The 25,023-nt window shown below is 37.5% G+C and carries 30 protein-coding genes, 1 tRNA gene and 1 pseudogene; 18 read left to right on the top strand and 14 right to left on the bottom strand.

Going from position 1 to position 25,023, the window contains the following annotated elements:
* Both BXY_RS21110 and BXY_RS21115 read right to left on the bottom strand, forming a co-directional pair.
* On the bottom strand, nucleotides 1-2,127 hold a 2,127-nt coding region (locus tag BXY_RS21110; RefSeq protein WP_208946887.1), incomplete at its 3' end, for a hypothetical protein.
* Nucleotides 2,128-2,498: 371 nt separating this feature from the next.
* A pseudogene (locus BXY_RS21115) lies at nucleotides 2,499-2,732 on the bottom strand (hypothetical protein); the annotation flags it as partial.
* A gap of 435 nt (nucleotides 2,733-3,167) precedes the next feature.
* On the opposite strand from BXY_RS21115, the gene BXY_RS21120 reads away from it, so the two are divergent.
* The 5 genes from BXY_RS21120 to BXY_RS21140 all read left to right on the top strand — a co-directional run bounded on the left by BXY_RS21120 (nucleotide 3,168) and on the right by BXY_RS21140 (nucleotide 6,166).
* The gene (locus BXY_RS21120; protein WP_008643510.1) at nucleotides 3,168-3,677 is read left to right on the top strand and encodes a CPCC family cysteine-rich protein; all 510 of its coding nucleotides are present in this window, start codon (nucleotides 3,168-3,170) and stop codon (nucleotides 3,675-3,677) included.
* A gap of 126 nt (nucleotides 3,678-3,803) precedes the next feature.
* Nucleotides 3,804-4,106: a hypothetical protein gene (locus BXY_RS21125; RefSeq protein WP_015532911.1), complete on the top strand. Its 303-nt coding sequence runs from the start codon at nucleotides 3,804-3,806 to the stop codon at nucleotides 4,104-4,106.
* A gap of 89 nt (nucleotides 4,107-4,195) precedes the next feature.
* The gene (locus BXY_RS21130; RefSeq protein WP_015532912.1) at nucleotides 4,196-4,687 is read left to right on the top strand and encodes a hypothetical protein; all 492 of its coding nucleotides are present in this window, start codon (nucleotides 4,196-4,198) and stop codon (nucleotides 4,685-4,687) included.
* 91 nt (nucleotides 4,688-4,778) lie between these two features.
* A complete protein-coding gene (locus BXY_RS21135) occupies nucleotides 4,779-5,675 on the top strand; it encodes a WD40 repeat domain-containing protein (RefSeq protein WP_008019653.1) in 897 nt (298 codons plus the stop codon).
* 59 nt (nucleotides 5,676-5,734) lie between these two features.
* A complete protein-coding gene (locus BXY_RS21140) occupies nucleotides 5,735-6,166 on the top strand; it encodes a hypothetical protein (protein ID WP_015532913.1) in 432 nt (143 codons plus the stop codon).
* A 180-nt stretch (nucleotides 6,167-6,346) separates the two neighbouring features.
* Here BXY_RS21140 and BXY_RS21145 read toward each other — a convergent pair whose 3' ends face one another.
* Entirely contained in the window at nucleotides 6,347-6,568 is a 222-nt protein-coding gene (locus tag BXY_RS21145; protein WP_008643522.1) for a hypothetical protein, read from the bottom strand.
* 177 nt (nucleotides 6,569-6,745) lie between these two features.
* Between BXY_RS21145 and BXY_RS21150 the strand changes: the two genes are divergently transcribed.
* The 5 genes from BXY_RS21150 (at nucleotide 6,746) to BXY_RS21170 (ending at nucleotide 9,262) form a co-directional block, all read left to right on the top strand.
* Nucleotides 6,746-7,258, top strand: a complete 513-nt coding sequence (locus BXY_RS21150) for a hypothetical protein (RefSeq protein WP_134993605.1) — start codon at nucleotides 6,746-6,748, stop codon at nucleotides 7,256-7,258.
* 134 nt (nucleotides 7,259-7,392) lie between these two features.
* Nucleotides 7,393-7,833 (top strand): hypothetical protein, encoded by a 441-nt coding sequence (locus BXY_RS21155; RefSeq protein WP_227237032.1) that lies wholly within the window; start codon nucleotides 7,393-7,395, stop codon nucleotides 7,831-7,833.
* Nucleotides 7,834-7,852: 19 nt separating this feature from the next.
* On the top strand, nucleotides 7,853-8,191 hold the full coding sequence (locus BXY_RS21160; RefSeq protein ID WP_015532916.1) for a DUF7716 domain-containing protein: 339 nt from the start codon (nucleotides 7,853-7,855) through the stop codon (nucleotides 8,189-8,191).
* Nucleotides 8,192-8,201: 10 nt separating this feature from the next.
* Nucleotides 8,202-8,735, top strand: coding sequence for a signal peptidase I (gene lepB, locus BXY_RS21165; protein ID WP_049703322.1), 534 nt, complete (start codon nucleotides 8,202-8,204; stop codon nucleotides 8,733-8,735).
* Between the two features lie 38 nt (nucleotides 8,736-8,773).
* A complete protein-coding gene (locus BXY_RS21170; protein ID WP_134993604.1) occupies nucleotides 8,774-9,262 on the top strand; it encodes a hypothetical protein in 489 nt (162 codons plus the stop codon).
* Here BXY_RS21170 and BXY_RS21175 read toward each other — a convergent pair.
* The 3 genes from BXY_RS21175 to BXY_RS21185 form a co-directional block, all read right to left on the bottom strand.
* On the bottom strand, nucleotides 9,245-9,790 hold the full coding sequence (locus BXY_RS21175) for a hypothetical protein (RefSeq protein ID WP_049702482.1): 546 nt from the start codon (nucleotides 9,788-9,790) through the stop codon (nucleotides 9,245-9,247). The genes BXY_RS21170 and BXY_RS21175 overlap by 18 nt on opposite strands.
* A gap of 6 nt (nucleotides 9,791-9,796) precedes the next feature.
* Entirely contained in the window at nucleotides 9,797-10,183 is a 387-nt protein-coding gene (locus BXY_RS21180; RefSeq protein ID WP_009039876.1) for a hypothetical protein, read from the bottom strand.
* 574 nt (nucleotides 10,184-10,757) lie between these two features.
* Nucleotides 10,758-10,812: transfer RNA gene (locus BXY_RS21185), tRNA-OTHER, on the bottom strand.
* A gap of 307 nt (nucleotides 10,813-11,119) precedes the next feature.
* Here BXY_RS21185 and BXY_RS21190 point away from each other — a divergent pair.
* The 7 genes from BXY_RS21190 to BXY_RS21220 all read left to right on the top strand — a co-directional run bounded on the left by BXY_RS21190 (nucleotide 11,120) and on the right by BXY_RS21220 (nucleotide 16,070).
* Entirely contained in the window at nucleotides 11,120-11,839 is a 720-nt protein-coding gene (locus tag BXY_RS21190) for a WGR domain-containing protein (RefSeq protein ID WP_008643530.1), read from the top strand.
* A gap of 101 nt (nucleotides 11,840-11,940) precedes the next feature.
* Complete coding sequence (locus BXY_RS21195; protein ID WP_015532920.1) at nucleotides 11,941-12,546, top strand: hypothetical protein; 606 nt, start codon at nucleotides 11,941-11,943, stop codon at nucleotides 12,544-12,546.
* 77 nt (nucleotides 12,547-12,623) lie between these two features.
* On the top strand, nucleotides 12,624-13,214 hold the full coding sequence (locus BXY_RS21200) for a T6SS immunity protein Tdi1 domain-containing protein (protein WP_015532921.1): 591 nt from the start codon (nucleotides 12,624-12,626) through the stop codon (nucleotides 13,212-13,214).
* A 120-nt stretch (nucleotides 13,215-13,334) separates the two neighbouring features.
* On the top strand, nucleotides 13,335-13,772 hold the full coding sequence (locus BXY_RS21205) for a hypothetical protein (RefSeq protein WP_015532922.1): 438 nt from the start codon (nucleotides 13,335-13,337) through the stop codon (nucleotides 13,770-13,772).
* Between the two features lie 229 nt (nucleotides 13,773-14,001).
* Nucleotides 14,002-14,400 carry a hypothetical protein gene (locus BXY_RS21210; RefSeq protein ID WP_243442509.1) on the top strand — a complete coding sequence of 133 codons (399 nt, stop codon included), beginning with the start codon at nucleotides 14,002-14,004 and terminating at the stop codon, nucleotides 14,398-14,400.
* A 303-nt stretch (nucleotides 14,401-14,703) separates the two neighbouring features.
* Nucleotides 14,704-15,321 carry an ankyrin repeat domain-containing protein gene (locus tag BXY_RS21215; protein WP_015532925.1) on the top strand — a complete coding sequence of 206 codons (618 nt, stop codon included), beginning with the start codon at nucleotides 14,704-14,706 and terminating at the stop codon, nucleotides 15,319-15,321.
* Nucleotides 15,322-15,497: 176 nt separating this feature from the next.
* Nucleotides 15,498-16,070: a GrpB family protein gene (locus tag BXY_RS21220; protein ID WP_015532926.1), complete on the top strand. Its 573-nt coding sequence runs from the start codon at nucleotides 15,498-15,500 to the stop codon at nucleotides 16,068-16,070.
* Nucleotides 16,071-16,170: 100 nt separating this feature from the next.
* Here the strand turns inward: BXY_RS21220 and rsgA are convergent, their stop codons facing one another.
* The 4 genes from rsgA to BXY_RS21240 form a co-directional block, all read right to left on the bottom strand.
* Nucleotides 16,171-17,259 (bottom strand): ribosome small subunit-dependent GTPase A, encoded by a 1,089-nt coding sequence (rsgA, locus tag BXY_RS21225; protein WP_015532927.1) that lies wholly within the window; start codon nucleotides 17,257-17,259, stop codon nucleotides 16,171-16,173.
* A gap of 217 nt (nucleotides 17,260-17,476) precedes the next feature.
* A complete protein-coding gene (locus tag BXY_RS21230; protein ID WP_049703320.1) occupies nucleotides 17,477-18,178 on the bottom strand; it encodes an SIMPL domain-containing protein in 702 nt (233 codons plus the stop codon).
* An 84-nt stretch (nucleotides 18,179-18,262) separates the two neighbouring features.
* The gene (locus BXY_RS21235) at nucleotides 18,263-18,865 is read right to left on the bottom strand and encodes a DUF1062 domain-containing protein (protein WP_008643537.1); all 603 of its coding nucleotides are present in this window, start codon (nucleotides 18,863-18,865) and stop codon (nucleotides 18,263-18,265) included.
* Nucleotides 18,866-18,973: 108 nt separating this feature from the next.
* A complete protein-coding gene (locus BXY_RS21240; RefSeq protein WP_008025610.1) occupies nucleotides 18,974-19,813 on the bottom strand; it encodes an RteC domain-containing protein in 840 nt (279 codons plus the stop codon).
* Between the two features lie 331 nt (nucleotides 19,814-20,144).
* Between BXY_RS21240 and BXY_RS21245 the strand changes: the two genes are divergently transcribed.
* Nucleotides 20,145-20,420, top strand: a complete 276-nt coding sequence (locus BXY_RS21245) for a putative quinol monooxygenase (RefSeq protein WP_004313343.1) — start codon at nucleotides 20,145-20,147, stop codon at nucleotides 20,418-20,420.
* Between the two features lie 132 nt (nucleotides 20,421-20,552).
* Here the strand turns inward: BXY_RS21245 and BXY_RS21250 are convergent, their stop codons facing one another.
* From BXY_RS21250 to BXY_RS21265, 4 genes are all read right to left on the bottom strand, one after another.
* Nucleotides 20,553-20,969: a pyridoxamine 5'-phosphate oxidase family protein gene (locus BXY_RS21250; RefSeq protein WP_134993521.1), complete on the bottom strand. Its 417-nt coding sequence runs from the start codon at nucleotides 20,967-20,969 to the stop codon at nucleotides 20,553-20,555.
* 81 nt (nucleotides 20,970-21,050) lie between these two features.
* Nucleotides 21,051-21,875, bottom strand: a complete 825-nt coding sequence (locus BXY_RS21255) for a helix-turn-helix transcriptional regulator (protein ID WP_015532930.1) — start codon at nucleotides 21,873-21,875, stop codon at nucleotides 21,051-21,053.
* 37 nt (nucleotides 21,876-21,912) lie between these two features.
* Complete coding sequence (gene nrfA / locus BXY_RS21260) at nucleotides 21,913-23,391, bottom strand: ammonia-forming cytochrome c nitrite reductase (RefSeq protein WP_015532931.1); 1,479 nt, start codon at nucleotides 23,389-23,391, stop codon at nucleotides 21,913-21,915.
* A gap of 39 nt (nucleotides 23,392-23,430) precedes the next feature.
* Nucleotides 23,431-25,023 (bottom strand): sensor histidine kinase (locus tag BXY_RS21265; protein ID WP_208946888.1); only part of this gene is annotated, 1,593 nt, incomplete at its 5' end.

Consider the following 25,023-nt stretch of genomic DNA (forward strand, 5'->3'; position numbering starts at 1 on the left):
CAACAGTTCGCCCACAGTGGTTTTGGCTTCCAGTTTATCCAGATACTTTTCAATAGTCTGTGTATCCAAAGAAAGAACCGTCTGTCCGCCGAAAGGAATTTCCAACCATACCACTTCCCGTTCCTTCACTTTCAGGACTCCGAAAACAAGTCCTTTCTGCACGCTTTGAGAAACTCGCACCTGATGCTGAACACAAGAAGGGTCATAAGCCACTCCGTTTCTCTCCGATATTTTCATCGGGTAAGCGGAGTTCATCCAACCTACCACCAGATTAGGAGAGATAGCCCCATTGCTATACGCATTGCAGGTGAAAGCAACATATTGCGCACCTACACGGCTCAACTCATTCAAATCCAATTCGATATACTCGGCAGTACCTTTCTTGTCGGGGATGCTTCGGATATCTCCGCTATGTTTAGCACCAATAACAGTCAGATTGAAGTAGGAACATACTTCTGTCGTTGAAGGCAAAGTGATATGACAACTCAAGTCCATATCCAAATGCTGTGCCGGAAGTCCTTTTCCCCATTGCATAAACAATCGAACTTTATCTCCTTCCACCGGGAAACGTGTACCCTGCAAGGCACAGGAAGTATCCTGAACCGTTTCGCTACGGTCGCCGATAGACAATGGAATATGAAACAACATAGGATCAATATACATACTTGCGCTTCCACTCCCGACACCCGCATTAGCAAAGCGGGCAGCAACAACCTCTTTACACAAATCCTGTACCTCTTTCACCATCTCTTTAAGCTGGTCTTCCATATAAAGACTCACCAAATAGTGAGGCTCTATCAAAAGCGCATTACCACCTAAAGGCTTCACCATTCTCTTATGTCCTTGCTCAAAGTAACTCTCCGCATACATACCCAAAGTGACCACCAAACGAGCCGGCAACAAATGAACGACTTCTTTAAATGCCGTCAACGTCTCTTCCGGACCGAACCAAAGCATATTGGCAAACAAGGAACGTGCAAACATACCCGGACGTTGCTTCAACAAAGCGAATGTCTGTGTCGCATCTGCTTTCAAACGGCTACGCTCCACTTCTCCCTGCCAAACTGTATATGCCTGACAGTAGAATACGTCCATCAACTCTTTCAAATTTTCGAATCCCGGTTTACGAGCATATTCCGCCAAACGCAATGCACGTATCATACGTACCCACATTTCCCTTTTCGGATGCATCATTTCACAAGACTTCTCCGGTGTCATCGCCAAATTGTTCAACCAAAGAGCCACCATTTTACACTCGCGACGGGTATATTTCAGTTTTAATTCTTCCCGCTTTGCCTGGGCAGCCGAACGGCTTTTATCCAAAGCATTGCACAGATGTGCATTGTTTCTACCCGCTTTACGAATGAGGGCCTTCGGCTCTATGATTTGCAAGAATCCGGTTTTCTTATACCACAAATAACGCAATATATCATTCGGAGCAGAGAAATAAATCTGCGCTTCCTGTGCCCTATCCTGCTCTACCAGTGTGTCGATCACCAGCATTAGAGTTTCTTTCATCTTGATTCCGACTGCCGGCAACGGAAGTTCAGCCAGCAAGATTTTCAAGCTGTCCGCTTGTGTTGCATCAAGGGCCGTACGTGATTCCAGCAAGTCACCAAAGAAAACATTCAGCTCTTTTTCCTGCCAAAGTTCCAACACTTTCAGTTTACTGGCTTGTCCGAAATATTCTGTAGATGCCGTTTCAAACGGAGTTCCGCAGAACGGACAACCGTTGTATCGTTCCAAGGGGAATGTATTATCAGGAATCACGTGTCCGCAAGATAGTTTCACACCTTTCTTACTATTGAACATATTAGCAAGCCATGTAATCCAATGATCCAAACGTGTTTCTCCGGTAGGTGTATCCCAGCCTTTCACCAATGGAGCCCAGTTGAGTGACACACCCAATACTTCTTTCATCACCTGAAGAATCTCCACCTGTTGTGCCGGATACAACTGATTGACAGCATGCAGCAACTCTTCGGATAAGCTATATCCCACTTTTCGAAGTTGAGCAACCAATGTTACAGTAGTCGAAGTCAATGCTTCGCGCTTTTCAGTTCCTTCTATCGCTGGCAAATAAATTGCATGTTGCCTGATAGATACTTTCAACAAATCTTTTTTCATACGTTGTGTTTTTTAAGTAAGGTAATCGGAAGACTGTGAATCAATGGTGCATTCCTGCGGTTTTGAAGTAAGTCTTCCTTGACCTTAGTTTATAAAAAAGAGGTAGAACAGGCCGGAGTCGAACCGACGACCGTAACTACCCACTGAGCTACTGCCCCTTTGCGAAACTGGAAAAACGGATAATCGTACTGGTATGTTCTACCTAAAAAAGTGTGTTGAAGTAACCTGTACTTGACCTGTTTTCTTGTTTCTTCGACAAAGATAGATGCAGTGATGCGCAGTCTTTTTGCGTAACTCAAACTTTTTTTTCGGAAAAGGGGCCACTCTCTATATGATTTAAAATATAAAGTATCTTGTTTTATATTTCTTGTTTAATAAACGCTGGCCGATTGAATAACAATCTTTTCCAGCAACTTCTGCATCTTTCCAATCACCGGTTCTTTATCAAGCCCATATTCTGTCGCCATCACATCTTGAGCATTCTTGCCGTGGTCGAATTTCGCAAATACTGGGATTCCCATATTTTTCAATGTTTGTTCGATACGCGCCATTGTCTCTACTACACCGAACTGGCTTTCATAAGTGTAAAGCAAGTTATTGGCTGCCAAAGGATGAAATTGTATAGGATAGAGGAAAAAACTAACAGATTCCTTTGTGAATAATTAGACAAAACCGTATCTTTAGAGGCATAATTATATACAGCAAAACAATATGAATATAATTTACTGATAAACAAAACATTAAAAGTCAGAATAAGAAATTATAGCATATAGTGTAAATTTATCAAATATTGTAATTGGATAGACAAGGAGACAACTTATAGGTAGTCATATAATATAGATAATATGACTGATGAAATAAAGAATATAAAAACAACAGCGATGTACGTCCATATAGCAAACACTTACAAAAGCAAAATTAAAAGCCTGTTGGACGATATTTTAGAAGAAGAGATTTAATTAAATACTTAGAAAAAACAACAGCGAAACATTAAATGACCGCTGTTAGCATAACGTTAGCATTGAAAATAAACTGAGAAAATGATCCAATTAAAAAGAAAAGAAGCTATTAGGTTAATAAAATACCACCATCTTCTCCATTTATCAAATGAAGAAAAGGCAGATATAATATCTGATTATAATTCCAAAATAAAAGTATATGACAAAAGCAACAGTTTGGATTTTAAAGAGATTCAAAAATATAGTAATAATAAGTATATACTTGATCGATTTTCATATAATGATTTAGTTACTAATGAATACATTGAAGAGATTTTCTTTGCTTTATATAATATTCATATTGAGTTAATTGATAAGCCGGTGTCATTATTAGGATATTGTTGTCCATGTTGTAACTATAAAGTATATAGAAAAATGGAAATATTTGATATTTGCCCTGTTTGTATGTGGGAAAATACAAATACTGGAGAAGATCAATATAGTGCCCCTAATCGTTCTACATTAAAAGAGTATCGACAAGCGTTTTTAAATAATCAAAAGTTAGAGCCTAATAATCTTAAATATATACAGTATGAATTAGGGAGTATTTAATTGGGAAACAATATATCAAAATCAACAATAAAAACATCATGATAAAGTAAAAATAAATGCTAACAAACGGCTTAACTTCCGAAAAGTTAGTTAGCCGATAGACATTAGCAATAAATCAATAATAAAATGGAAGATATAAACATAAAAGATTTAGAGGTGCGAAAAGAGATCGCATGCGGAGATATTATCATCAAGCTATACACGCCACCTGTTAAACAAAGGTACAACAGGAACATCACAGGCGAAAATATTGATGGAGAGATTCTTTGGCAGATAGAAGATGTGAGACCAAACGTCGACTCCCCCTTTATGAACATAATACTTTATGATGAGAAAAAGATAGAGGCATATAACTGGGAGGGCGTCTTCTACTATGTCCATATATATACTGGTAAAGTGGAGTCTATTCCAAATCAAAGACCGTGGTGAAACAAAAAACATTGCTAACAAGCACCTGTTCCGCCTAACGGCGGCAAGCTGCAAGCCATTATCGGTCAAACAATAAAAAGAAAAAGTTTATGAAACTACGAGAAGAAATAGAACCTAAAATTATTCAAATAGAAAAAATATGTCTGCAAATATCGAGGTTACTACGTGGGTATGATAGTGAAAAGGACAATAAATGTTTGAATATAATAAAGAAAATTTCTGAATTAACTCACAAAGTTATTACTAAAGATATTCTTTCTGAATATATGGAAGATGACTCTATTTGTATGGTTGCTCTTAGGCTTTCAATAGGGACTCCACCATTACTCCATATTCCATTATCGTGTGACGAACTTCTTGAAATCATACAAAGAATACATTCTAAGAATTATGTCGAATATAAAGTTAAGGCTTTTCCTGAAGATGAACTTTGGTGGATTCTGTCACACGATTATTATGTTCCGTTATTGGAAAAAACATGGAATTATCAGAACCTTCGCTTATTCGTGAAATGCTATATCAAGAAACTGTATTTGACAGTTTGCGGTATAAGCCGGAAGAAGTACTTGAAAAAATTTTAGGTGTAATGAAATAGACCGATAACAAACAGCAAACCGACTGAATAAGCGGAACGCTGTCAAACATTAGCTGCCAATTAAAAAAATAATGAATATGGAACTGATACAAACTTTTAAGAAGTCATATTTTCTAAAGATGTCGAACGATAAACATTTGATTGCACAAGTTAACAGTAGTCAGATAAACATCTTTGAAAATGAAACATATAAGCATTTAGCACAATTCAAAGAAGTAGGCAATGCTTCTGTTTTCTTTTCAAATGACAGCAACTTGCTCTTGGCAAAAGATAATGATCGTAAACTTGTTGTGTATGATTTGGCAACTATGTCAATCCGTTGCAAACTCAAACCGAAAGTAGGCAGTTCAAATGGTGATGGTGACGCTTGTATTTCACATGATAATAAGTATATCATTAATTTGGGGTATGATTTTCCATACGGCTATATATCGGTTTATGATATTGAAAACGGAAAGGAAACAAGATTTCGTGAAGATATGAGAGAAGTGTATAACCAAATACGTTATATCCCTTCACGCCAATTATACTTCATTGATGGGTTTCGCAAACCGAACGAAGGGACAAGTGAAAAGAATAGGTACTTCTATCTTTGGTTTGATATGGACAACAGAACATTTGAACAAACATTCTGTGATTTGGACGATGCAAATTTTCTGTATAGTGAACATTTAGAGCAAGTGTTATACTTTACAGAAGAGGGCAATCTTGCTTTTCGCATTTTGCCCTTGAATATAGAACTGCCGATTAAACACCAACAAGGCTGTTTGGATATACAACTTTCGCATAACAACAAGATGATTGCCTTATATCAAGATAATAATCTAAAACTTTGTACGTTCCCTAATATGGAAATATTGGCTGAATTATCGAATATCGGCTATGGTAATATTTCCTTCTCTCCTGATGATAAAGAAATATTAATTGCAAGTACAATAAAAGGGCTTATTTATAAATTGGAAAAGTGCAGCTAACAAGCACCTGTGCCACCTAACGGCGGCAAGCCGCATAATATTACCAACAGAGTAAAAAAATGAAAGTATATAGAATAGCAATAAATATGATTAAGCAAACCAAGATTTTAAAATTTATAATCCCTATTGTAGTATTCATTCTATTGTATGCTGTCTCAACAATTAGAAATAACAATGTAAGAAAAGATGGCATATATTCTATAGTAACTCTTGTTAAATACAGTTCTGCTTATAGAGGGCAAAGTGCAAAATATGAATTTGTATATAATAAGACTTTATATAAAGGAAGTTTTTTTATATCATTTGCCGAGAGTAAAAACACTCCAATCGGAACCCGTTACTTTGTAACATTCTTAGCAAAAGCCCCCGACCGACATCTAATATTAGACAGCGTACCATCTTGGTTTACTCTAAAAGCACCAGATAAAGGATGGAAAACATTACCTACACAAAAACAACTACGAATAATGATGAAAGATAGCTTGAATTAAAATGCTGCCACCGGACATTAACTTGATAATAAATAAACGAAAAATGAAACAGAAATACTATATAATCAAACTCTTATTGAAAATATGGTTTGGAATATTATGTATTAGTCTATTGTGTACCACGGGTATTCTTTGGCTAAGGACTCAAAATATAAAACCTGTACCAGATATGGATGTTTCTTATAGAGGTATGGCATTGGCTTGGTCAATTTTGGGAATTTTGGCATTATCTACCGGAGCAATCACTTTGTTCTTGAACTGCTTTGCAAGAGTTAGAAACAGCATACTGTATAGTTTCCTATCATTTTTTCTTATTCCTATTTTGATAATTTTATTTTCTGGAACAATGTGCTTGTATGATACTACAATACCATTTTTACTTTGTTTATTGGCGTCATACATATTGTTTAGAAATAAAATAATACAGAAAACAAGCGGATGAATCGCCCTGATGGTCGATTAGCCACCAGACGTTATCAGAATATATATGATAAAAATCAGAGTATAGGATTGAAGCACATAACGTATATTTGCAGTCTACTTCAATGAAATAGATGAAATCATAAAAGTAATTTGAATATGAAACACTTTAAAATAATAACGATGGGAATACTTGCCTCTATTCTGAGTTTACTGGGATGTGGATATGGAAACAAGCGAGCTACGCAGAGTGAGAGTATAAATCCTTATATTCCGGTAGCCGCACAGATTACAATGGATAAGTTGCCGGGCGTGCTGAAAAACGTAAAGGCAGGACGAACGGAATATGATTTTACGGGTATCTGTGCCAATGGTGTGGATTGTATCTATTTCATGCAGGATAACAGAAAGTTCTACATTGATTTTGAAGCCATGAGCAAAGACCAACTTCCCTATCTGGATACATTGAAGCAGTTTGCCAAAGAGCATAATTACCCAATTATCGAAACGACCTATAACAACACGCCCATAGATTACGATCATGTGAAATTTGCTCCGGTTCTAAGCCTGAAAGTCAATGCGGATATTGACAGCATCGTTCATGTTGGAAAATTGATTGAACAAACCATTTTCAAGAATAACGATCAGACCATTTACGATATAGTGCCTTAGAGGGTATAAGGAGGATATAAAAGAATAATGATAAAATGAGAGATAAGGATTCCGGGAAAAAGATATTCTGGATTTACCCTACAAATAAGTTTGTTTGGGCAGGAGTTGTCATATGTAGTATATTCTGTGCATTTATGATCTACTTTTTATGTGTAGCCAATTTAAGTGAGAATAAAGTCCTCTTTATTTTCCTGTTGCCCATATCTTTGTCTATCCTGTTAATCTGTTGGGCACTACCCAGTAAGATTTTGCTTTGCGAAGATAGAATAGAAGCACGAAGCCTGTTCGGGAAAAGAAGCATCCAGGTGGATGAGATAAACTCGTGGGGAGTTGTGCAAATGTATAAGCCCTACCGTTGTAAAGAGGGTATTTATTCTTACATACCTGCCAAGTCATTCAAACCTTCCCGTAAAATAGAGGAGAACATGATTTTCTCGTATAGCCTGTTTTTATCCAATATTCCGCACTATGACGGGAAAAAGAAAAATTCGTCCCAAACAGATAAAACTATTTTTGTCAGTTATCGGAAAGAAGTGTATATTGCATTGGAAAAGTATCTGAAAGAAAAAAAATAATGTATTAATATTAGTATATATGAAAGAATTTGGAACTATCGGAGATTTAATCAATGCTTATAAAGCAATACCATGTGACGCTTATATCTATTGCTCAAAAAGTGTTATTGAAACAGAGAACTTGGAGAATGGCAAATATTTAGTCATTGAATCGGAAGAAGAGGATGGATATGTGGAAACAGAAGATGGTGAAGTCCCCAAACAAGCATACAATTTGGGCATGAGTTCGTTGGTCGATGTTGAAACATTTAAGGATATATTGAGCTTTCAATATAAATTGAATCCCAAAACATTATACAAAGATTGTATAAAGGCTATTGAGTATTATCTAAGTAATGATGATTTTCTGGATGAATGAAATCAATCTTATGAAAAAGTTATTGTATTTGCTTGTCATGCTATTGATATTGGCGGCATGTAACCCAAAAGTTGAATTGACCAGTGCCGGAATGTACCCGAACTATCAAGTGGGTGAAATAGTAAATCTTATTCCGGTGGATTCTCTGACTTATGGGGACGTAATCGCATATCATTCATACATTCCCGGCTTTCAGGAAAGGGCATTTAAACGAATTGTCGGACTACCGGGCGATACTGTCCGCTTTCAGGATCAGCAATGTATCGTGAACGGCAAAAAGTGTGAATGGGTATTCATACGGAAACTTTTCTATGAAGAAGATGAATGTGAAGAGTATTGCGAAAGTCTGCCCAATGGCATGAAGGTGAACATCTGTAAAAGCGTTGTACCCATAGATTCGGCAACGGCTACCACGACTGCGGTTGTCGTCCCGGCGGGCAGCTACTTCGTTGCGGGGGATTACAGGGGCGGCTCGATTGACAGCCGTTCGCAAGGATGCGTAGCTGCGGATTCAATTATCGGGAAAGGTGTAAAAAGAAAGTAAGTACAGGGCTTTAGTTCCGATTTATTATGCTGAATACAATGAATATAAGAATCATTTCACTTATCTGTGCAGGGTTGGTCGCAGCAAGTTGCGTGTCCTCACTCTGTTTCTATGATTATTTTGCCAACGATGGCACTACCAGCAATCCCATCTATTGGATTTTCGACTTTTTTCAGTTATCCATACTGCTGGGACAAGCCGGAATAGGCGTTTATACTATCAATGTGCTCCTACGGCAGAGGAAAGAAGCCATTTCTTCTCTAGGATATTTTGCGGCTCACGTATTTCTGCAAAATATAACTCCCTTGCTCCAAGCATGGTCTGCGGCTGTCATTACGGAATATCCGCAATGGTTGCTGATGAGTCAGGTCGGTTTTAGCATTGTTCTTTTTCTTACTTTGCTAATCATCCAGCCTGCATCTTTATTCAAAAAGTCGGAATATATCCCCTGGCTGTTGATGGCTGCATTTTATATCAACTGCGTATATACGGCACTTACCGTCATCGGTTTAATTATTACCCTGTAATGATTGCATATAAACAGAATCCAGCACAGCACCTTCCCAATGAATAGCAGGCGGGTATTGTTTCCAACCTCTTTCCGGTGGGGACAGTACCCATGTGGGGACAAACTCGTCCCCCAAAGCCTTATTGTATTCAGGGTTGCTGACGGCATACCTCACTATAATACGCAAAGGATTGCTGACACCCAAAAATTTGGGATATGTCGTTGTAGTATTATATTTCACTCCATCCACATAAAAACCGAACTGGCGTACCTTATGTCCCCCTTTAATGACACCCGACACTTTTTCATAAGTGGCTAAAGTGTATCGATTGCCTTCTGCCAACGCACGGGCTTTATGTATGCTATTATACCATGTCCAGCCGGAACCTGACATTGCGAAAAGATATAAAAGGTAAATGGATAACGAAGTCTTTTTCCCATCCGTAGCCCACTGCTTTTTCAATAGCGAGCCTACTATCATAACAAAAGCCCCCACCCCTAACAGGGAGACACAAACCAAAACCGGAATATTCATGTACTCTATCATACTGTTTTAGAATATTCTTTTCTTCAAATAATATACCCAAAAATCAATAGCTTTGCCAATAACGACACCAAAAACACTAAGTGCCAACGCTATGTAAGCTGCAACAATGAACGGTTGTTCGTCTATCCACTTATTGACAAGTACGGACATCCGGGAAAAGACACCACCCGCAACAGTCAGAACGATGGTCAGGGCAATATGTATCTCCACCAGCTTATCCTGTCTGTTTGAATCTATTTCGTCATCTTTTAAATACCTGACAAGCCACAGGCACGGAACAAACAGAAACAACATGAAAAATGCAATAATCGCCATTTCTTCCCCGGAGATTTCATGCAATCCTCTGCCGAAAAAGCGAAAACCGAATATTATTGCTATACAGGAAGTTATCATTTATGCCACTATTTTTAGTTTGTATTCTTAATCGTACATTCTTTCTCAATAGCCTGACAATTCGTTTCCCGGCTATCCTAATTCTTACCACCGAAAGCGCATCTACGGAGAATAGAATTGTATCGGCTTTGTTACTAATAACTCCTGATTCATATCGGATTCTTTAGTTTACAAAGTTACGGATATGACAGGGAAAAGGCAAATTTAAATCAAGAAAAGATAATAAACACGCGGATATACGATATTGATAACAATAACAAACAGCACTTCAATCTACAAAGCAAGCATCCGGAGATACCTGTATCGTTTCAATAGAGATCAACAATTAGACTGATAGGTACTTTCAACTAATCTTTTTTCATACATTGTGTTTTAAGTAAGGTAATCGGAAGACTGTGAATCAATGGAGCATTCCTGCAGTGTTGAAGTAAGTCTTCCTTGACCTTAAGTTGATAAAAAGAGGTAGAACAGGCCGGATTCGAACCAGCAATATCCACCGTTAAGAAGTAAGCCCCGGTTGACCTCATTTCAGATAATCCCGAAGCTACTGTCCTACCTCTATATTTGTTTTTTGTGGAGCAGGCCGGAGTCGAACCGACGACCGTCTCTACCCACTGAGCTACTGCCCCTTTACGAAACAGGAAAACAGATAATCGTACTGGTAATGTTCTACCTTAAAGAGTGTGTTGAAGTAACCCGTACTTGACCTGTTTTCTTATTTCTTCGACAAAGATAGGCGTAGTGGTGCGCAACCTTTTTGCGTAACTCAAACTTTTTTGCTGTTTTCTCGAAAAAACAGTAAAAAATGAATAAACAAGACTTATTTTGTAAAAATACAGAAGAAATACGAAGACATATAGGTGATAACTCAACAGTTTTCCTACTTTTGTGTATAGTAGAGACATTACTCTCTCCCAACAATAAACACACAATATTATGAAAAGAGCATTTATTTATAAAGATGAGAAATCTCATAAATTTTGGTGGATTGATTATAGTGGCTGTGATTTTGCTGTAAATTATGGTAAGTTCGACAGTATCGGTAAATTTGAAATCAAAGACTTCGATACAGAAGAAGAATGCCTGAAACAAGCAGAGAAACTTATTCACTCGAAAAAGAAAAAAGGATATGTAGAAGACGCCAACTTCGACTTCATGCACAGATTTTATATTGATTCCGAAGAATATGGTTTGCACCCCAAAACTTCTCATCCCCGATTTACCGAACACTTCACGGAAGAACTCTATTATGATTGCGTAGACGAAGAAGCACCTTTTGGTAGCGATGAGGGAAGTGATACGTTAGATTCTCTTGAAGAAACGATCAGAAAAAATCCCAAACTCAACTTTCTTGATTATCCCAAGTATCTGATAGAACACGACTGGGGCATGGAATATATTCCTGTTGAAAGTCTTGACCCCGAAGTGGTTAAAAAACTAGCTTCAAAGAAAGAAATGGATATGACACAAAGCGACATGGTGACTTACGCTACTGCCTTTGGACAAATAAAAATCACTGGGCGTCTCTCACCCAAATTACAAGAACAGGGAGTTAAAGCTATCAAAAGATTAGCTTTACTTTGGGGAAATGGGGTGACCGAGATTCAAAGCAGAATGATTGATGACTTACTTTCATTTCCTATCGATAAGGACTAATAATATGAAACTAGCAGGTAGTAAATATATGAGAATAATAGAGATTAGGAACTACACCATGAAGTGTGGTTATTAACGCATTAATATTAAAAGGAAACACTATGATACCTGATAAATTGAAAGATGATTTTAATTCATTGAGAAATATGTTTGATGAATTGAAAAGAGAAATTGATAAGAATGTTGTAAGGGAAGAGAATTACAAAGGTGAGTTCTACGAAATATCCCCTTATTCTTATCAAAGAAACAGGTTTAAGCAAGGGAAAATAGTTGGAAATGTAACTTCTCTCAAAACAACTAATAACCTATTTACTTATTATTTCGATGTAAAAAATCAAATTATAGAAATCCGAGAGGGCTTGGAACTTAAAAATCAATTCTATTACACCTTTTTCATTTATGAAAAGGAACTCATGAAAACTATTGCATATGATAATAGCAAACGTATTGTAAATGTCCGATATTATCTATATGGAAGTAATGGTAAAATAGAGAAAATGTATTCAAAGGGTTCTCGTGGAAGTAGAGAAGAAACATATTTTTATGAAAATGACCGCCTACAAAAAATAGTTATAAGACAATTTGATAGAAATGATATTGAACAGGATACGTTACAACATTCATTTGATTATAAGCCTAATGGAGAATTAAAATCTATTATTCTTTCGACAGAATTATATTCTGAAACAATCTATCAGGAAACATAAATTTAATATTAACAAGCCGGGATAACGGACTAACGCCGTTCCCCGTCAAACCATTATCAACCATAAAGCGCACAAATATGTACGAGAAATTTTTAGAAAAGAACCTCAATAGTATCAGGCAAGCAGTAGATGATACCTTTATTGCTAAATATGCCGATTTGTCTTATCCCGAACTGACTACTTTATGGCAAGAAGTTGGGTTGGGCAGTTATTGTGACGGGATGCTTAAAATCATAAATCCGTCCGATTACCAAGAAGTGCTAAACTCTTGTTATGTCATGGACTATGATAAATCGTTTCTGCCATTCATGTGTACGGCTTTCGGTGATGTCTTTGCCTACGTAAAGAATCCGAAACTGAATAACTACATCGTTTATCTGAATGTCAGATACGGAACGTATTTAATACTCCCTGATAATCTCATATTACTGCTGAATAAAATAATTTTCAATCAAAGTTTCTTGAAAGGTTGGTTTGATTTAGAAAATTATCCTGTAATACAAGAGAAACTCGGAACGCCTAACATTGATGAATGTTTCGGGTATTCCCTTCTATTGGCAATGGGTGGAAGTGAGAACTTTGAAAATATTGAGATAGTCAAAACACTTCCATACATTGATATTAGCACGCAAACAATCGGCAGATTTAAGCGGTCTGATAAACTTTGAGGTTAGAACAGGTTGATAACAACGCAGGATAACGGACAAGCCGTTCCCTGCTAACCATTATGTGCAATAACGATGTGAAATATGTTAAAGTAGATATATCAATTTATAAGAAAAGCAATTATGTTTGGAGATATTATAAATTACGAATTAAAAGATATAATCGTCTCCGGTTATTCGGAGAAACAAGAGAATTTTTATTTGTTTAGTCCAATGTATTGGTGGATATATTTACAGTTTGACAATTTCTATATTGTATTAGATTCTAATAGTGGACATATAACAACAAAAATAGCTGACAAGATAGAGTGTTATTTTGATATTGAAGAAGAGGATAAGTTTACTGTTTTTTCACATTCTAAGTGCGAGTATGGATGTGTATTGAAAGTGGAACTATTTACTGATGAAAAGAAAAACTTGATAGGTATAGGATTAATTTTCAACAATCATTATATACTTTTCAACGCATTAGATATTAATGGATTTGTTGTATCAATACATAGTTCCAGAATTACAGCAATACATGATTTTGCGTATATAAATAGTGAGATAGTAGATTAGAAAATAACAACCTTGTGAGATACAGATACTATCCGCAAACTGGATGACATTGCAGCAGAACTATGGTACTATGACTGCCCTGATAACGAAGGATGGGGAGTTGTAAGCCGATATTTAGAGAAACACTTGCAGGACAATTTTGGAAGTAAATGCACATAACATGCACCTGTTCCGCCTAACGGCGGCAAGCTGCAACCCATTAGCAACCAATCAAATCATTATCGTTATTATGGATATAGAAAGAATACTTAAAACAAGAGAAAATGCAATATACTACGGCATTGGTGAATACCAAAAAGACTGCTTTGGTTGGGTTGGTGGAAATGCTCCAGCTTGTTTTGATGATAAGTATTTATCGGACAAAGATAATCTCTATTTTTATCTAACATTTCAAAACCCTTTAAATCCCAACAAGCAAATATCTATTTTCACTCCGGAATTTGATGTTGCATTGGAATATAACACATATCCCGATTGTAAATTGTTGTTGGTTGAACATGAATTAAGTAGTCAAAGCAAAAGTGATAGATATAAACACCCCGAAATAGATGAAATTTATTCAATATACGAAATGAGTACAGAAAAAGATATGCCTGAAAAAAAATTGTGCAATCAAATTTGGGGGTAATGTAATGCCTATTCAATGGGGATTAGATAATGATGGTAAAGTGGTTAAAGATGGAAATAGCTTCATCTTTCAAATCAACGAAATTTGCATGAAAGATATTTCTGTTTTCATGGCTGGCTGTATATATGTTTATGGAAAAATTGAAGGTAATAAAGTCACAAATCCATTTGTGGCATACTGGGAATATTCCTAATAACGATAAATTGATTAATTATTTCAAATAGGTTGCTAACAACGAAAGATAGCATCTGACGATGCTCCTTTCTAACCATTAGCATTAACATGCGACTTAGAAAAGTTAATATGAAAATAATAAATTGGACATTACTTTTTCTTGCAACGCTTTTTTGTAGTTTGGATAGCGTGAAAGCAAGCCCATTGCTGCAAGATACTATACGGGATGCAACCTACCAGCTTTATCCGTTAGGGGTTGCTTGCCGCAACAATGATGTGGAAACCATAAAACAGTTGCTGGCAGCAAAAGATGAACCTATGGCAATGGGTAACGATTGTTACGAGTTTGATATACTCTATACGGCAATCTACTTTGACAAAGAAGATGTACTAAAATATGCCCTTACCAGATACAAGGACATAAACGATAGAGTATATAGCGATGAGTATGGACTTACGCTCCTGACATACGCCTGCAAATTGTCTAACGTAAAGTTAGCCCATATCTTGCTGGAGCATGGCATTAACGTAAATGGTTACCAAAGTCCATGCGACACCTATAAAATATATCCGATTATGGAAGCCATTGCCAATAATAACATAGAACTGGTGAAGTTGCTTTTAGAATATCATGCAGACCTTGATATAAAAGATAGTAACGGCAGCACCCCTCTTGCTTTGGCTAAGGAAACAGGTGTAAAAGAGATTGAAAATTTACTTTTACAATGGATGAAACAAAAAAAATAATGCTAACAACGCAGGATAACGGACAAGCCGTTCCCTGCTAACCATTATCAGCATAAAACATTAATACAAAAAAGAATGTTGATAATGAAATAGGAAATAAAAGAATTAATTGATTTTTGGCTGTAATTTATCTATATAGCTATGTCACTTATTATTAATAACAATTGCCACATGATATGGAACAAAAGAAATTAACTGAATTATCATTAGACGAGCTTTGGCAATTATTCCCCATAACCCTGACTGCACACCAAGACTATTGGGCAGATTGGTATAAGGAAGAAGCGGAGTTGCTGAAAGAGAGACTTCCCTGTATTGAACGTATTAGCCATATAGGTAGCACAGCAATTAAAGGAATTTGGGCAAAGCCTACCATAGATATACTTGTGGAAATCCCAAGAGAAGAAAAAGTCGTCGATTTGAAAGGTACAATTGAAAGATGCGGCTATATCTGCATGGCAGAGAACGACAGTCGCATTGATTTCAATAAAGGTTATACATTACAAGGATTTGCCGAACGGGTATTTCATCTACACTTATGTTATGAGGGAGATAATGATGAATTGTATTTCAGAGATTATCTTCAAACAAATACAGCTATTGCGAAAGAATATGAACGGCTTAAACTTGATTTATGGAAACAATATGAACATGACAGAAATATGTACACTTCCCACAAAGGTGATTTCGTAGAACAATATACACAGAAAGGGAAACTGCTTTTTACAGGCAGATACGACAATAAGTAATAAAAAAGCTCTTCTAAATATAAATCCCAAATAGATATAAGCTTAAGCTAGTATAAAACGATGCAGGCATCTGGAGATACCTGCATCGTTTCAATAGAGATCAACGATTTGCCTTGCGGTTCTTCACTTCTTCCACAAGTTTGGTAAAGGATTTCTCCTTTTTACGTTTCTCATGTTCGGAAGCAGAGAAATGCCACGCTTCCCGACGAAGTTTCAGATAGCTCGCATAAACTTTATAATCTAATACACCACTGTTAACTGCTTCTAAAACAGCACATCCGGGTTCGTTGATATGTTTGCAATCTTTAAAGCGACACAATTCAGCATAATCGGAGATTTCCAGTACTTCGGCAAGAGAATCGGGATTGTCAATGGCCAAGCCAAATTCACGGACGCCCGGAGTGTCGATTAAAACACCCGAACTGTCCATCAATACCATTTCACGACGGGTCGAAGTATGACGGCCTTTTCCTGTGGACAGGCTTATATCAGATGTGAGCAATACCGGCTTTTCACAAAGAGCATTCACCAAAGAGCTTTTCCCGACACCCGAAGAACCGACAAACACAACCGTTTCGCCTTCCGATATGGACTTCCGTAACCGGACAATTGTTTCGAGCTGATGAATACTCGTGAAAAATACGGGTATCTGACTGGAGATATGTTTTATTTGTTCCTCAACACTCTGTCTGTCAAAATCTAAATCGGCTTTATTAAGAACCAATACAGAGCTGATATTTTCCTCCATTATCTGAACCATAAAGCGTTCTACCCTGCGAACATTGAAATTATCATCAAGGCTCTGCACAATAAATGCCTTATCGACATAAGAAGCAATGGCCTGCTTATCAGCAACCGTGCCACTTTTCTTGCGATACAATGTCCGCTCACGAGGCAACCTATCAACTATAATCCCTTTATGTTCATCGAACGGTTGAAAAATGACCCAATCACCTGTACAAGGTAATTCATCATCCGATTTTCCATACATCATATTTCCCGTGAGTTCACACTGAAACAATCCGTTTCCGGAAATTACCTCGTAGCAAGTACGATGTACAATAGAGACACGCCCATGAGCAAGGGTACTATATATTGATTCTTGTTTTAGCTGATTGAGTTTCTCATTCCAACCATAAATAGTTAGGTTATCGTCGGATTTGTGAATTGTTTGATTTTCGTTATTCATGATCTTAATATATAGAGCGCACACGTTGAAAAGCATAACAATGCTTTTCACACCATTGTACGCAAGTTAAAAATTGAATTTATAAAAACATAGAAAACACCCTCGAATGGAATCATCCGAGAGCAAACGAAAGGACAACCTGTGTCAGAAACACAGATTGTTTATCAAACCAAATCCAATTTATTATTTTTAGTCATGCCGCAAAGATAGGCATTTTTTATTTGATGGCAAAACGGGCAGTCATTTCATATCTCAACTTGATGACACGGTACTGTTCGGTAGCAGCCGTCCCCATGCTGACATTGCTCTGTGCCTGAAAAGGAAGATAACGGCTTATATTATTATCAACAGGTTCTACAATACGGATCACTTCACCCAATTCCTGCCCCATCGCTTCCACCAAGTAAGATGCTTTTTCACGGGCAGCTTTCAATGCTTCAATCTTACCTTGCTTCCGATACATTGGCAAATCCTTATGCTTCAATTCTCCGATGCGCATGGACTCAATTCCCCATGTGTTGACAGAACGGATAATGGAATTGATCTGCTCAAAATCGGTCAACCGGATATCCAATTGCTTACCTATCAGAAATTCCTTTCCTCTCTGGCGCCAATAATCCCCTATTTCCTGTGTACGGATAGCATCATCCGCTATTCCGATTTTGCGCAAACTCCGACGCAAATCCTTTTCAATCATAGCCAATGGCACTTTCGTCCGAAAATCTTCTTCTTTATTAGATTTACCTGTGTACTCTTCCTGCCAATACTCCTTAATCTGAATCAGAAAATGTATTTCATCTGGAACGACTTCAATCTCCGAAGAACCTGTCACTTCAATATATTTCCCATCACTTTCTTGAGCATTGACAACCATACTCCATGCAAACAAAACAAAAGCTAATAAAAATACCTTTTTCATATCTTTGATTTTATAGTACAACCTCATTTACAGCATCCGAATGATTATATCACAAAGCTATTAAAAAAAACTGTAAAATCGATCTTATCCCAAAATATCAATCAAGCTTTTTCGATCTATCAAAATTATATCTCCATTCTTTACCTTACACTTTGGAGACGTCTTACCGGAAAGCAAAGAAATATTTCCTTCTTCAAACAAATGCTTCAACCGGGTAGTGGAAAGAGAAAAACACCTTTTTATCAATGATAATAATTTCAGGTTCAATTCAAAATCACATTCGATCCGAATACTTATTATCGCGTTGTTCATATTCATAATATCTTCGAAGGAGATATTACTTATCACCTCATATTCAACGCTATCGTAGTCTATTTGAAGCTTGTTCTTACTTGCCATTCCGGCTGAAAAGGCATACTGCCAAGCCACTTCTCGATCATTCATAGAAAAGCTATGAAACAGTTTTTTATCAATCAAGTCCGGTTTGGTACGTGACAGCAAAGTCATATTACAAGTGTTATCGCACTTCACGCATCTGTAAATCAGCCAGACATCAATGTTCTTTTTCTGTGCATTCATTCTGAACTTATCACTGCAATAAAAGCGGTCACTCTCACAGTGGCTGCATTTTTTAATCAATAAAGGAGTATTCTTCACCTTTATCTCCCATGTAAATGTTGTTTCCATAATTATACAAAAGCTATTATCTTTCTTTGTGAATCAAATCTTTTTCTCCGCAAAGTTGGATATTAGCCATTTGTATAATTCACAAGATGTCACAAGACGACATGAAATTTATTTGTCCAGCTCATCCATCATCTTTATAATTTTATCTTTCAACTTATCAAGAAACTGCGTCCGACTCTTCTTCCGGTTTCTGATTTCCAGGAATATGCGATAAAAGTCTCCAATCTCAATATTGAAAAGAGTCTCGCAGCAAAAGGCTATGTCTTTTAAACTGGTATTTCCATTGTTGAAGCATTTGCCCGCATACAGGGCATAGATAAACTCAACCAAAGCGACCTTGCTGTCCGTCCACTGCAATAGCCGGTTTTCTACCATTGAAGTGAATTTCAAATGAAGTTCCTCTGATAATATCTCTATTTGAGCAGACAGGTATTCCGCTAAACGATTGTTGGCTATGATTTCAGCCACACTTGAATCATGCAGGGTAGTGAAAGAAGAATCCCTGTCCAGCAACCCGAAACGGGTGTCTGCCAGAATATCATAGTTTCTTCTGACAAAATATTGTTCGTCGAGTTCCGTCCTGCCGGTACGGTAATAATCATAGAAAGAATTATTCAGGAAGTGTTTTTTCAAGCTCTCCAGTTCCGACTTCAGATATTTGCATTGGGAAGACGGAGATTCGCCGATACGCTTCTTTTCAATCTGATACAAGCGGACATAAAACATCAACAGCCCGGAAATCTGTGGTTTCCAGGTCTTAAAGAAAAGAATCTCTTCTTTCGGATTCGGAAATTGGTATTCGGCAACGGCGGATTTCAACAGAATAAGAGACATCTGTATGACATCAATAATCTGCTTAATCTTATCTAGTGGGGCAATCGGCTGTCGCTCAATTCTTTCAATCTCTTTTTCTATGTTCTGCTTACTATTTCTTACGAAATTTTCCATTCGTTTTCATATCGCATACGTTTCGAGAAACCATGCAGTAAATAATAAAAATAACAAAATGAAAAACCGGTTCGAGTGGAATTACTCAAACGAAAGAAATTAGCCTGTGGTTCGTGAGGCTAATATTAAGCCAGAACAAATTTAAGAGTTGCGCCCAAAATAGTTATTTTTTGATTTCAAGGGCAAATATAATCGTTTTTTATGATTATATGACGTTTTGGTGAAATTTAAAGAACAAGGTATCCGAAAAAGCACAAAAATAGTATCTTTGCCTGCGATTTATTACCAAAGATGTGATAAAGCTATTTTTAATCATTTAATAATAAAGACTATGATTAGATTAAATGTTTTCGTCCGCGTAAGCGAGACAAACCGCGAAAAAGCGATTGAGGCAGCTAAAGAACTGACTGCTTGCTCTTTGAAGGAAGAAGGATGCATTGCTTATGATACTTTCGAAAGCAGTACCCGTCACGACGTTTTCATGATTTGTGAAACATGGCAGAATGCTGAAGTATTGGCAGCTCACGAGAAATCTTCTCATTTCAGCAAGTACGTAGGTATCATTCAGGAATTAGCTGAAATGAAACTGGAGAAGTTCGAATTCTAAATGAAACACGAAAAATAGATATACTATCTATCCAACTATCATCAAAAAGAGAGAGACATTCTTCTTCGAAAGGAAAGAATGTTTCTCTCTTATTATTTCCAGATCGCACGGGAATAGGACTGTATGAAGTGATTAGTCCAGCTTCTTATGAATAAATGTCCCTTCAATCCAATAAGTTGCGTGATTCGATTCAAATTTCAGCAGCACATAGCCCGGTTCGGTAGGACCTCCAGGAAAATGTTCGATAAACCAGTCCTGCCAAAGTTCTTGTTTCATCTTCTCGTCGGTTACCACTTCCACCGTTCCCGTCAATGCTACACTGTCTCCCTTATCCTGAAAGCATAATCCGGCTTTCGGGTTTGCCAGAAAGTCAATAGTCTTTAATGAGTCCGATCCGGTAGACATCCAAATAGTAGAAATTCCTTCTGTTGCAATCTTACTCATCGGCACAGGACGGGGATACCCCTCTTTATTTACAGAAGCAAGCACTACCACTTCACACCTCTGCAACAACTCGGTTGCTTTCTCTTTCATTGTTTTTGTTGACATAATCTTATTGGATTTATATTACGATTGCAAAGATAACGGCATGAAGTTCTTTTCTATTGTAAAAAATCGACTTTTACCAGCCTACTTTCCAGGTTCGATATAGGTCAGCGTCGTATCTTCCGGCACAGTAAGTGAAAGAAATGACGTAGGAGTACTACCCGACAATGATTTCACTTCTTTCGAGAAATGCGCTAAATCGTAATATCCCGCATTAATCGCCGTAGTCAACAGATTGGAAGGTGCGGTATTCCTTAACAATTCTACAGCATTCTTGAATTTGATAATGCGACTGTACTCTTTAGGAGTGTATCCGGTGTAATACTTGAACTTCCGTTCGAAATGGCGCTGGCACAAACAAACTTCGTCCATCAAGCTGCGGACAGAACGTTTGCCACCGGACTGGTTAATCATATTTACCGCCATGGCGACATGGGAATCGGCAGATTGATAATGACGGGCCAAATACGCCAGCAGGTATCCTTCCACCAGTTGTATCCTTCCTTCTATATGCTCCTGTTCGCATAGTCTTTCAACAAAAGTATCATCAAAAACAGCCCTCATCTCCCTTGTACTGATTCTGCTGTTCACAAATTCATGCAAAGGCAACTTTGTGAAGCAGGACAACCCGCAAGGCAGAAAGCGGATACCAAACATATGAATGGATTCGGCGTAAGTGACCAATTCGGAGAATTTTGTCATCGGCCCTACAAAGTAAGAACGATACGGCTGCATAATCAGGCTCTCCTTCTCTACTGCTTCAGCTACTTCTCCCAGCGTAAAAATAAAATCAGTACACCCATCCGGCAGGATATGGATACGCATACCATATTCCGGAGTACCTTTCAATTCCCAGTAATTATCAACATAGGGAGCAAGCAAATGGGAGGGCTGATATTCTGTGTACATTGATTTGTTTTGCGGACAAATATAGTGAAAATAAATTCTAATTCACAATACGCCCGTTTGCCTTAGCCTTTTGAAGCCATTCAGGGACAATTTCTTTGAGAAATTTATCTTTGTCCGCCTTTTCAACAGCCATATCCAAACCAATATATTGCTGTGCTTTTTCTTTCGTTGTAATATCCGGAAGTGGTACATTATCTGTATACCCATGCGCTACAAGCACTTTGCTGATAAGCATACGAGCTTGGAATACTTTATTTAAGCCATGCCCCAAAATACGCATGGTTTCCTGCGGGGCATGAAAAGAACCGCCATGAGAAGATACGCCGAAATCCCATCTCCACTGTGCCTGACGAATTAACAGCAAGGCTTCTTGCATTTCATTTTCTGTAGCTCCTATATCCCAAGTAAACTTCGCTTCGATATGTGCTTTTGCCAACTCCTTTTCTAAAAGTGTACGCAACTCATTTGCCTTTTGCTGACGTTCGTATACATTTTTACAGAGCGTCTCTTTATTATCACGATGACAAGTCTGACAAGTGCGTTCAGTCACTGCTAACGGATTCTGAATATGGTGATCGCTATATTTTATCCCTCCTTCATCATTGTAAGGCATGTGACAGTCAGCGCACGACACACCACGCTGGGCGTGTATGCCCATCTTGAAAATTTCATAATCAGGATGTTGAGCCTTTAATATAGGGGCACGGCTCAATTTATGAATATAATCAGTAAATCCGATTTCATCATAATACTTTTCTAAATCTTCAACAGTGAAGCCCTTATCCCAAGGAAAAGTAGGATATTTTATATTCCCCTTGAAATAATACTCCGAATGACACTGTGCACAGACCAATGAACGCATTTCCTGTGGAGTAGCATGAGTGATATCTCTACCTTGACGGCTAAAAGCTTCAGTGAGCGACGGACGGCTGATATGCAAATCCATGTTTTTAGGTTCATGACAATCGGCACATCCTATAGGGTTTACAATTTCGGCTCCCCATGCAGCCCACTTATTATTATAAAAGGAATCTACCCCAATAGCTTCTATCATACGGGGAACATCAGAACTTTTACACACCCAGCAACTTGCAAATTGAGGACCGTCAGCATCCCCCATAGGCGCACCAGTACGAAGTGAATGAACAATATCCTGTAAAGCGTACATATGCCCGCGCGGTGTTGAATAATCCTTAGAAAAAGCATATCCAGCCCATAATATGACCATTTCAGGACGTTGCGCTAAAACATCGATAGAAGTTCTTCCATTTAATCTACTGTGCAAATCGGTCGATGTCATATCCACCCACGTCTTATATTCACGTGGATAGTTTTCAGCAAAAATAATGCTGCGTGCTTCTATTCCGTTTATTTTTATCTTTTTCTTATAGTCTACATTTACAACCTCTGCGCTGTGTTCCATCAGGAATGAAATAATTACTCCCGATGCAAAAATAACAGCCATTGCAAGAGCGAATAGTACCCACCTCTGCCAGGGTTTGAACTTATCTTTCATTATTTGCTTTTTTCTTTTAAATACCTTCTGTTTATTGTACTAAATTATATTTGCCAAAGACAAAATAACGGAGAAACAACTTCCTTTTCCTACTTCTGAATGCACTTCTATACGTCCAGCCAGTCGTTCAATAATCACTTTACAAATGGAAAGTCCCAAACCACTCCCCTGCTCAAATTCATCAGTCTTGTAAAAACGATCAAAAATCATCATTAGTTCTTTATCATCAATCCCTTTGCCAGTATCTTTTACGTAAACGCAAACTTCCTGATGCTCTTTATATATTCTGCACCCCAAAGTAATAGTTCCTTCTTTGGTAAATTTATTTGCATTATTCAGGAAATTAGAGATGACTTGAGTGAAACGGAAGCAATCGATGTTAACGGGTAAGGAAACTGTTTCATCAAGTTCAAGGATAAAGCATAATGAAGGCTGAATCAATGTTTGGTAAGTGACATAAATCTCCTTTATTATTTTCGTAATGTTATGTTCCTTTATATCAAAGGATAAGTTGCCTGAATCTAAACGAGATATCTCTAATACGTCATTCACCAGTTTCAAAAGCAACTCATTATTATTATTGACTATTTCAATCATGGCAGCTTTCTCTTCCGGTTCTATTTCATCAGCCCCCTCACCTATTAATAAATTTGTGAAACCTACAATAGCATTGAGCGGTGTACGGATTTCATGACTCATATTATTTAGAAACGACTGTTTCAGCTCTGCTTTTTCTGCTATCTGTTTCGCTAGAATCAACTGTTGTTCATGCTCTACCAAGTTTTGAATATTCTGCATAATGCCTGCCAACATAATCTCCCCCTGGGCATCTTTCAAGGTACTGCATCGAAGTTCATACCATTGATAATCTGCCTCTTTCCCTCCAAAACAAAAACGTATTCGTTGTATTTGCATACTGGGAGACTGATATAATGTTTCGTAGAATGAGCTAAGCAATTGTACATCATCAGGATGGGTATATCTCATAATATCCTCTTTTGTAAATCTCCGTTGTTCCATGCCAACCAATCGTACATAATTATCATCAAATTCAAGAACACCTTCCTGAATATTCCAAAGTGAAATTTTGCCGCCATTCATAGAAAGAGTCAATCGTTTGTGCGCTTCTTCCAGCATTTGAAGATTCTTACGCTCCATCAACGAACGGCGATGTGTACGTAACAAACTAATGGTTACCAAAATAAAAGAGAAAACAAACAACCCACCCAACAAATAAAGTTCTTTTCGATAACGATCGTAAAACGGATAGTTGATTATACGGACATTTTGCGGAACATTACTAATATCACCCGCATATTCAGAAAAATATGTCCAGTCTAGTACATACTCTTTTTCCAAATCTCTTATTTTAGGCATTCCTATTTTTTCTTTCTTTAATAAGCGTGCAGCAAGGCTAGCGGAAGCCTTCGCCGTAATACCCTCTGTAGCCATATAACCGCCGACAATCTTAGCATTTTCACCGAAACCTTCACGAATACAACTAAAAGAAGGAATATTTAAAGCTGTTACTATCGGAATTGCCAGCATATCTAATTTATCCAGTAAAAACGCTTGATTTTGTTGTCTTCTCTTTGATTGTTTCAACATTACTAACAAAGAAGATCCTTTTAT

The sequence above is a fragment of the Bacteroides xylanisolvens XB1A genome (assembly GCF_000210075.1).
Classification (GTDB): Bacteria; Bacteroidota; Bacteroidia; order Bacteroidales; family Bacteroidaceae; genus Bacteroides; species Bacteroides xylanisolvens.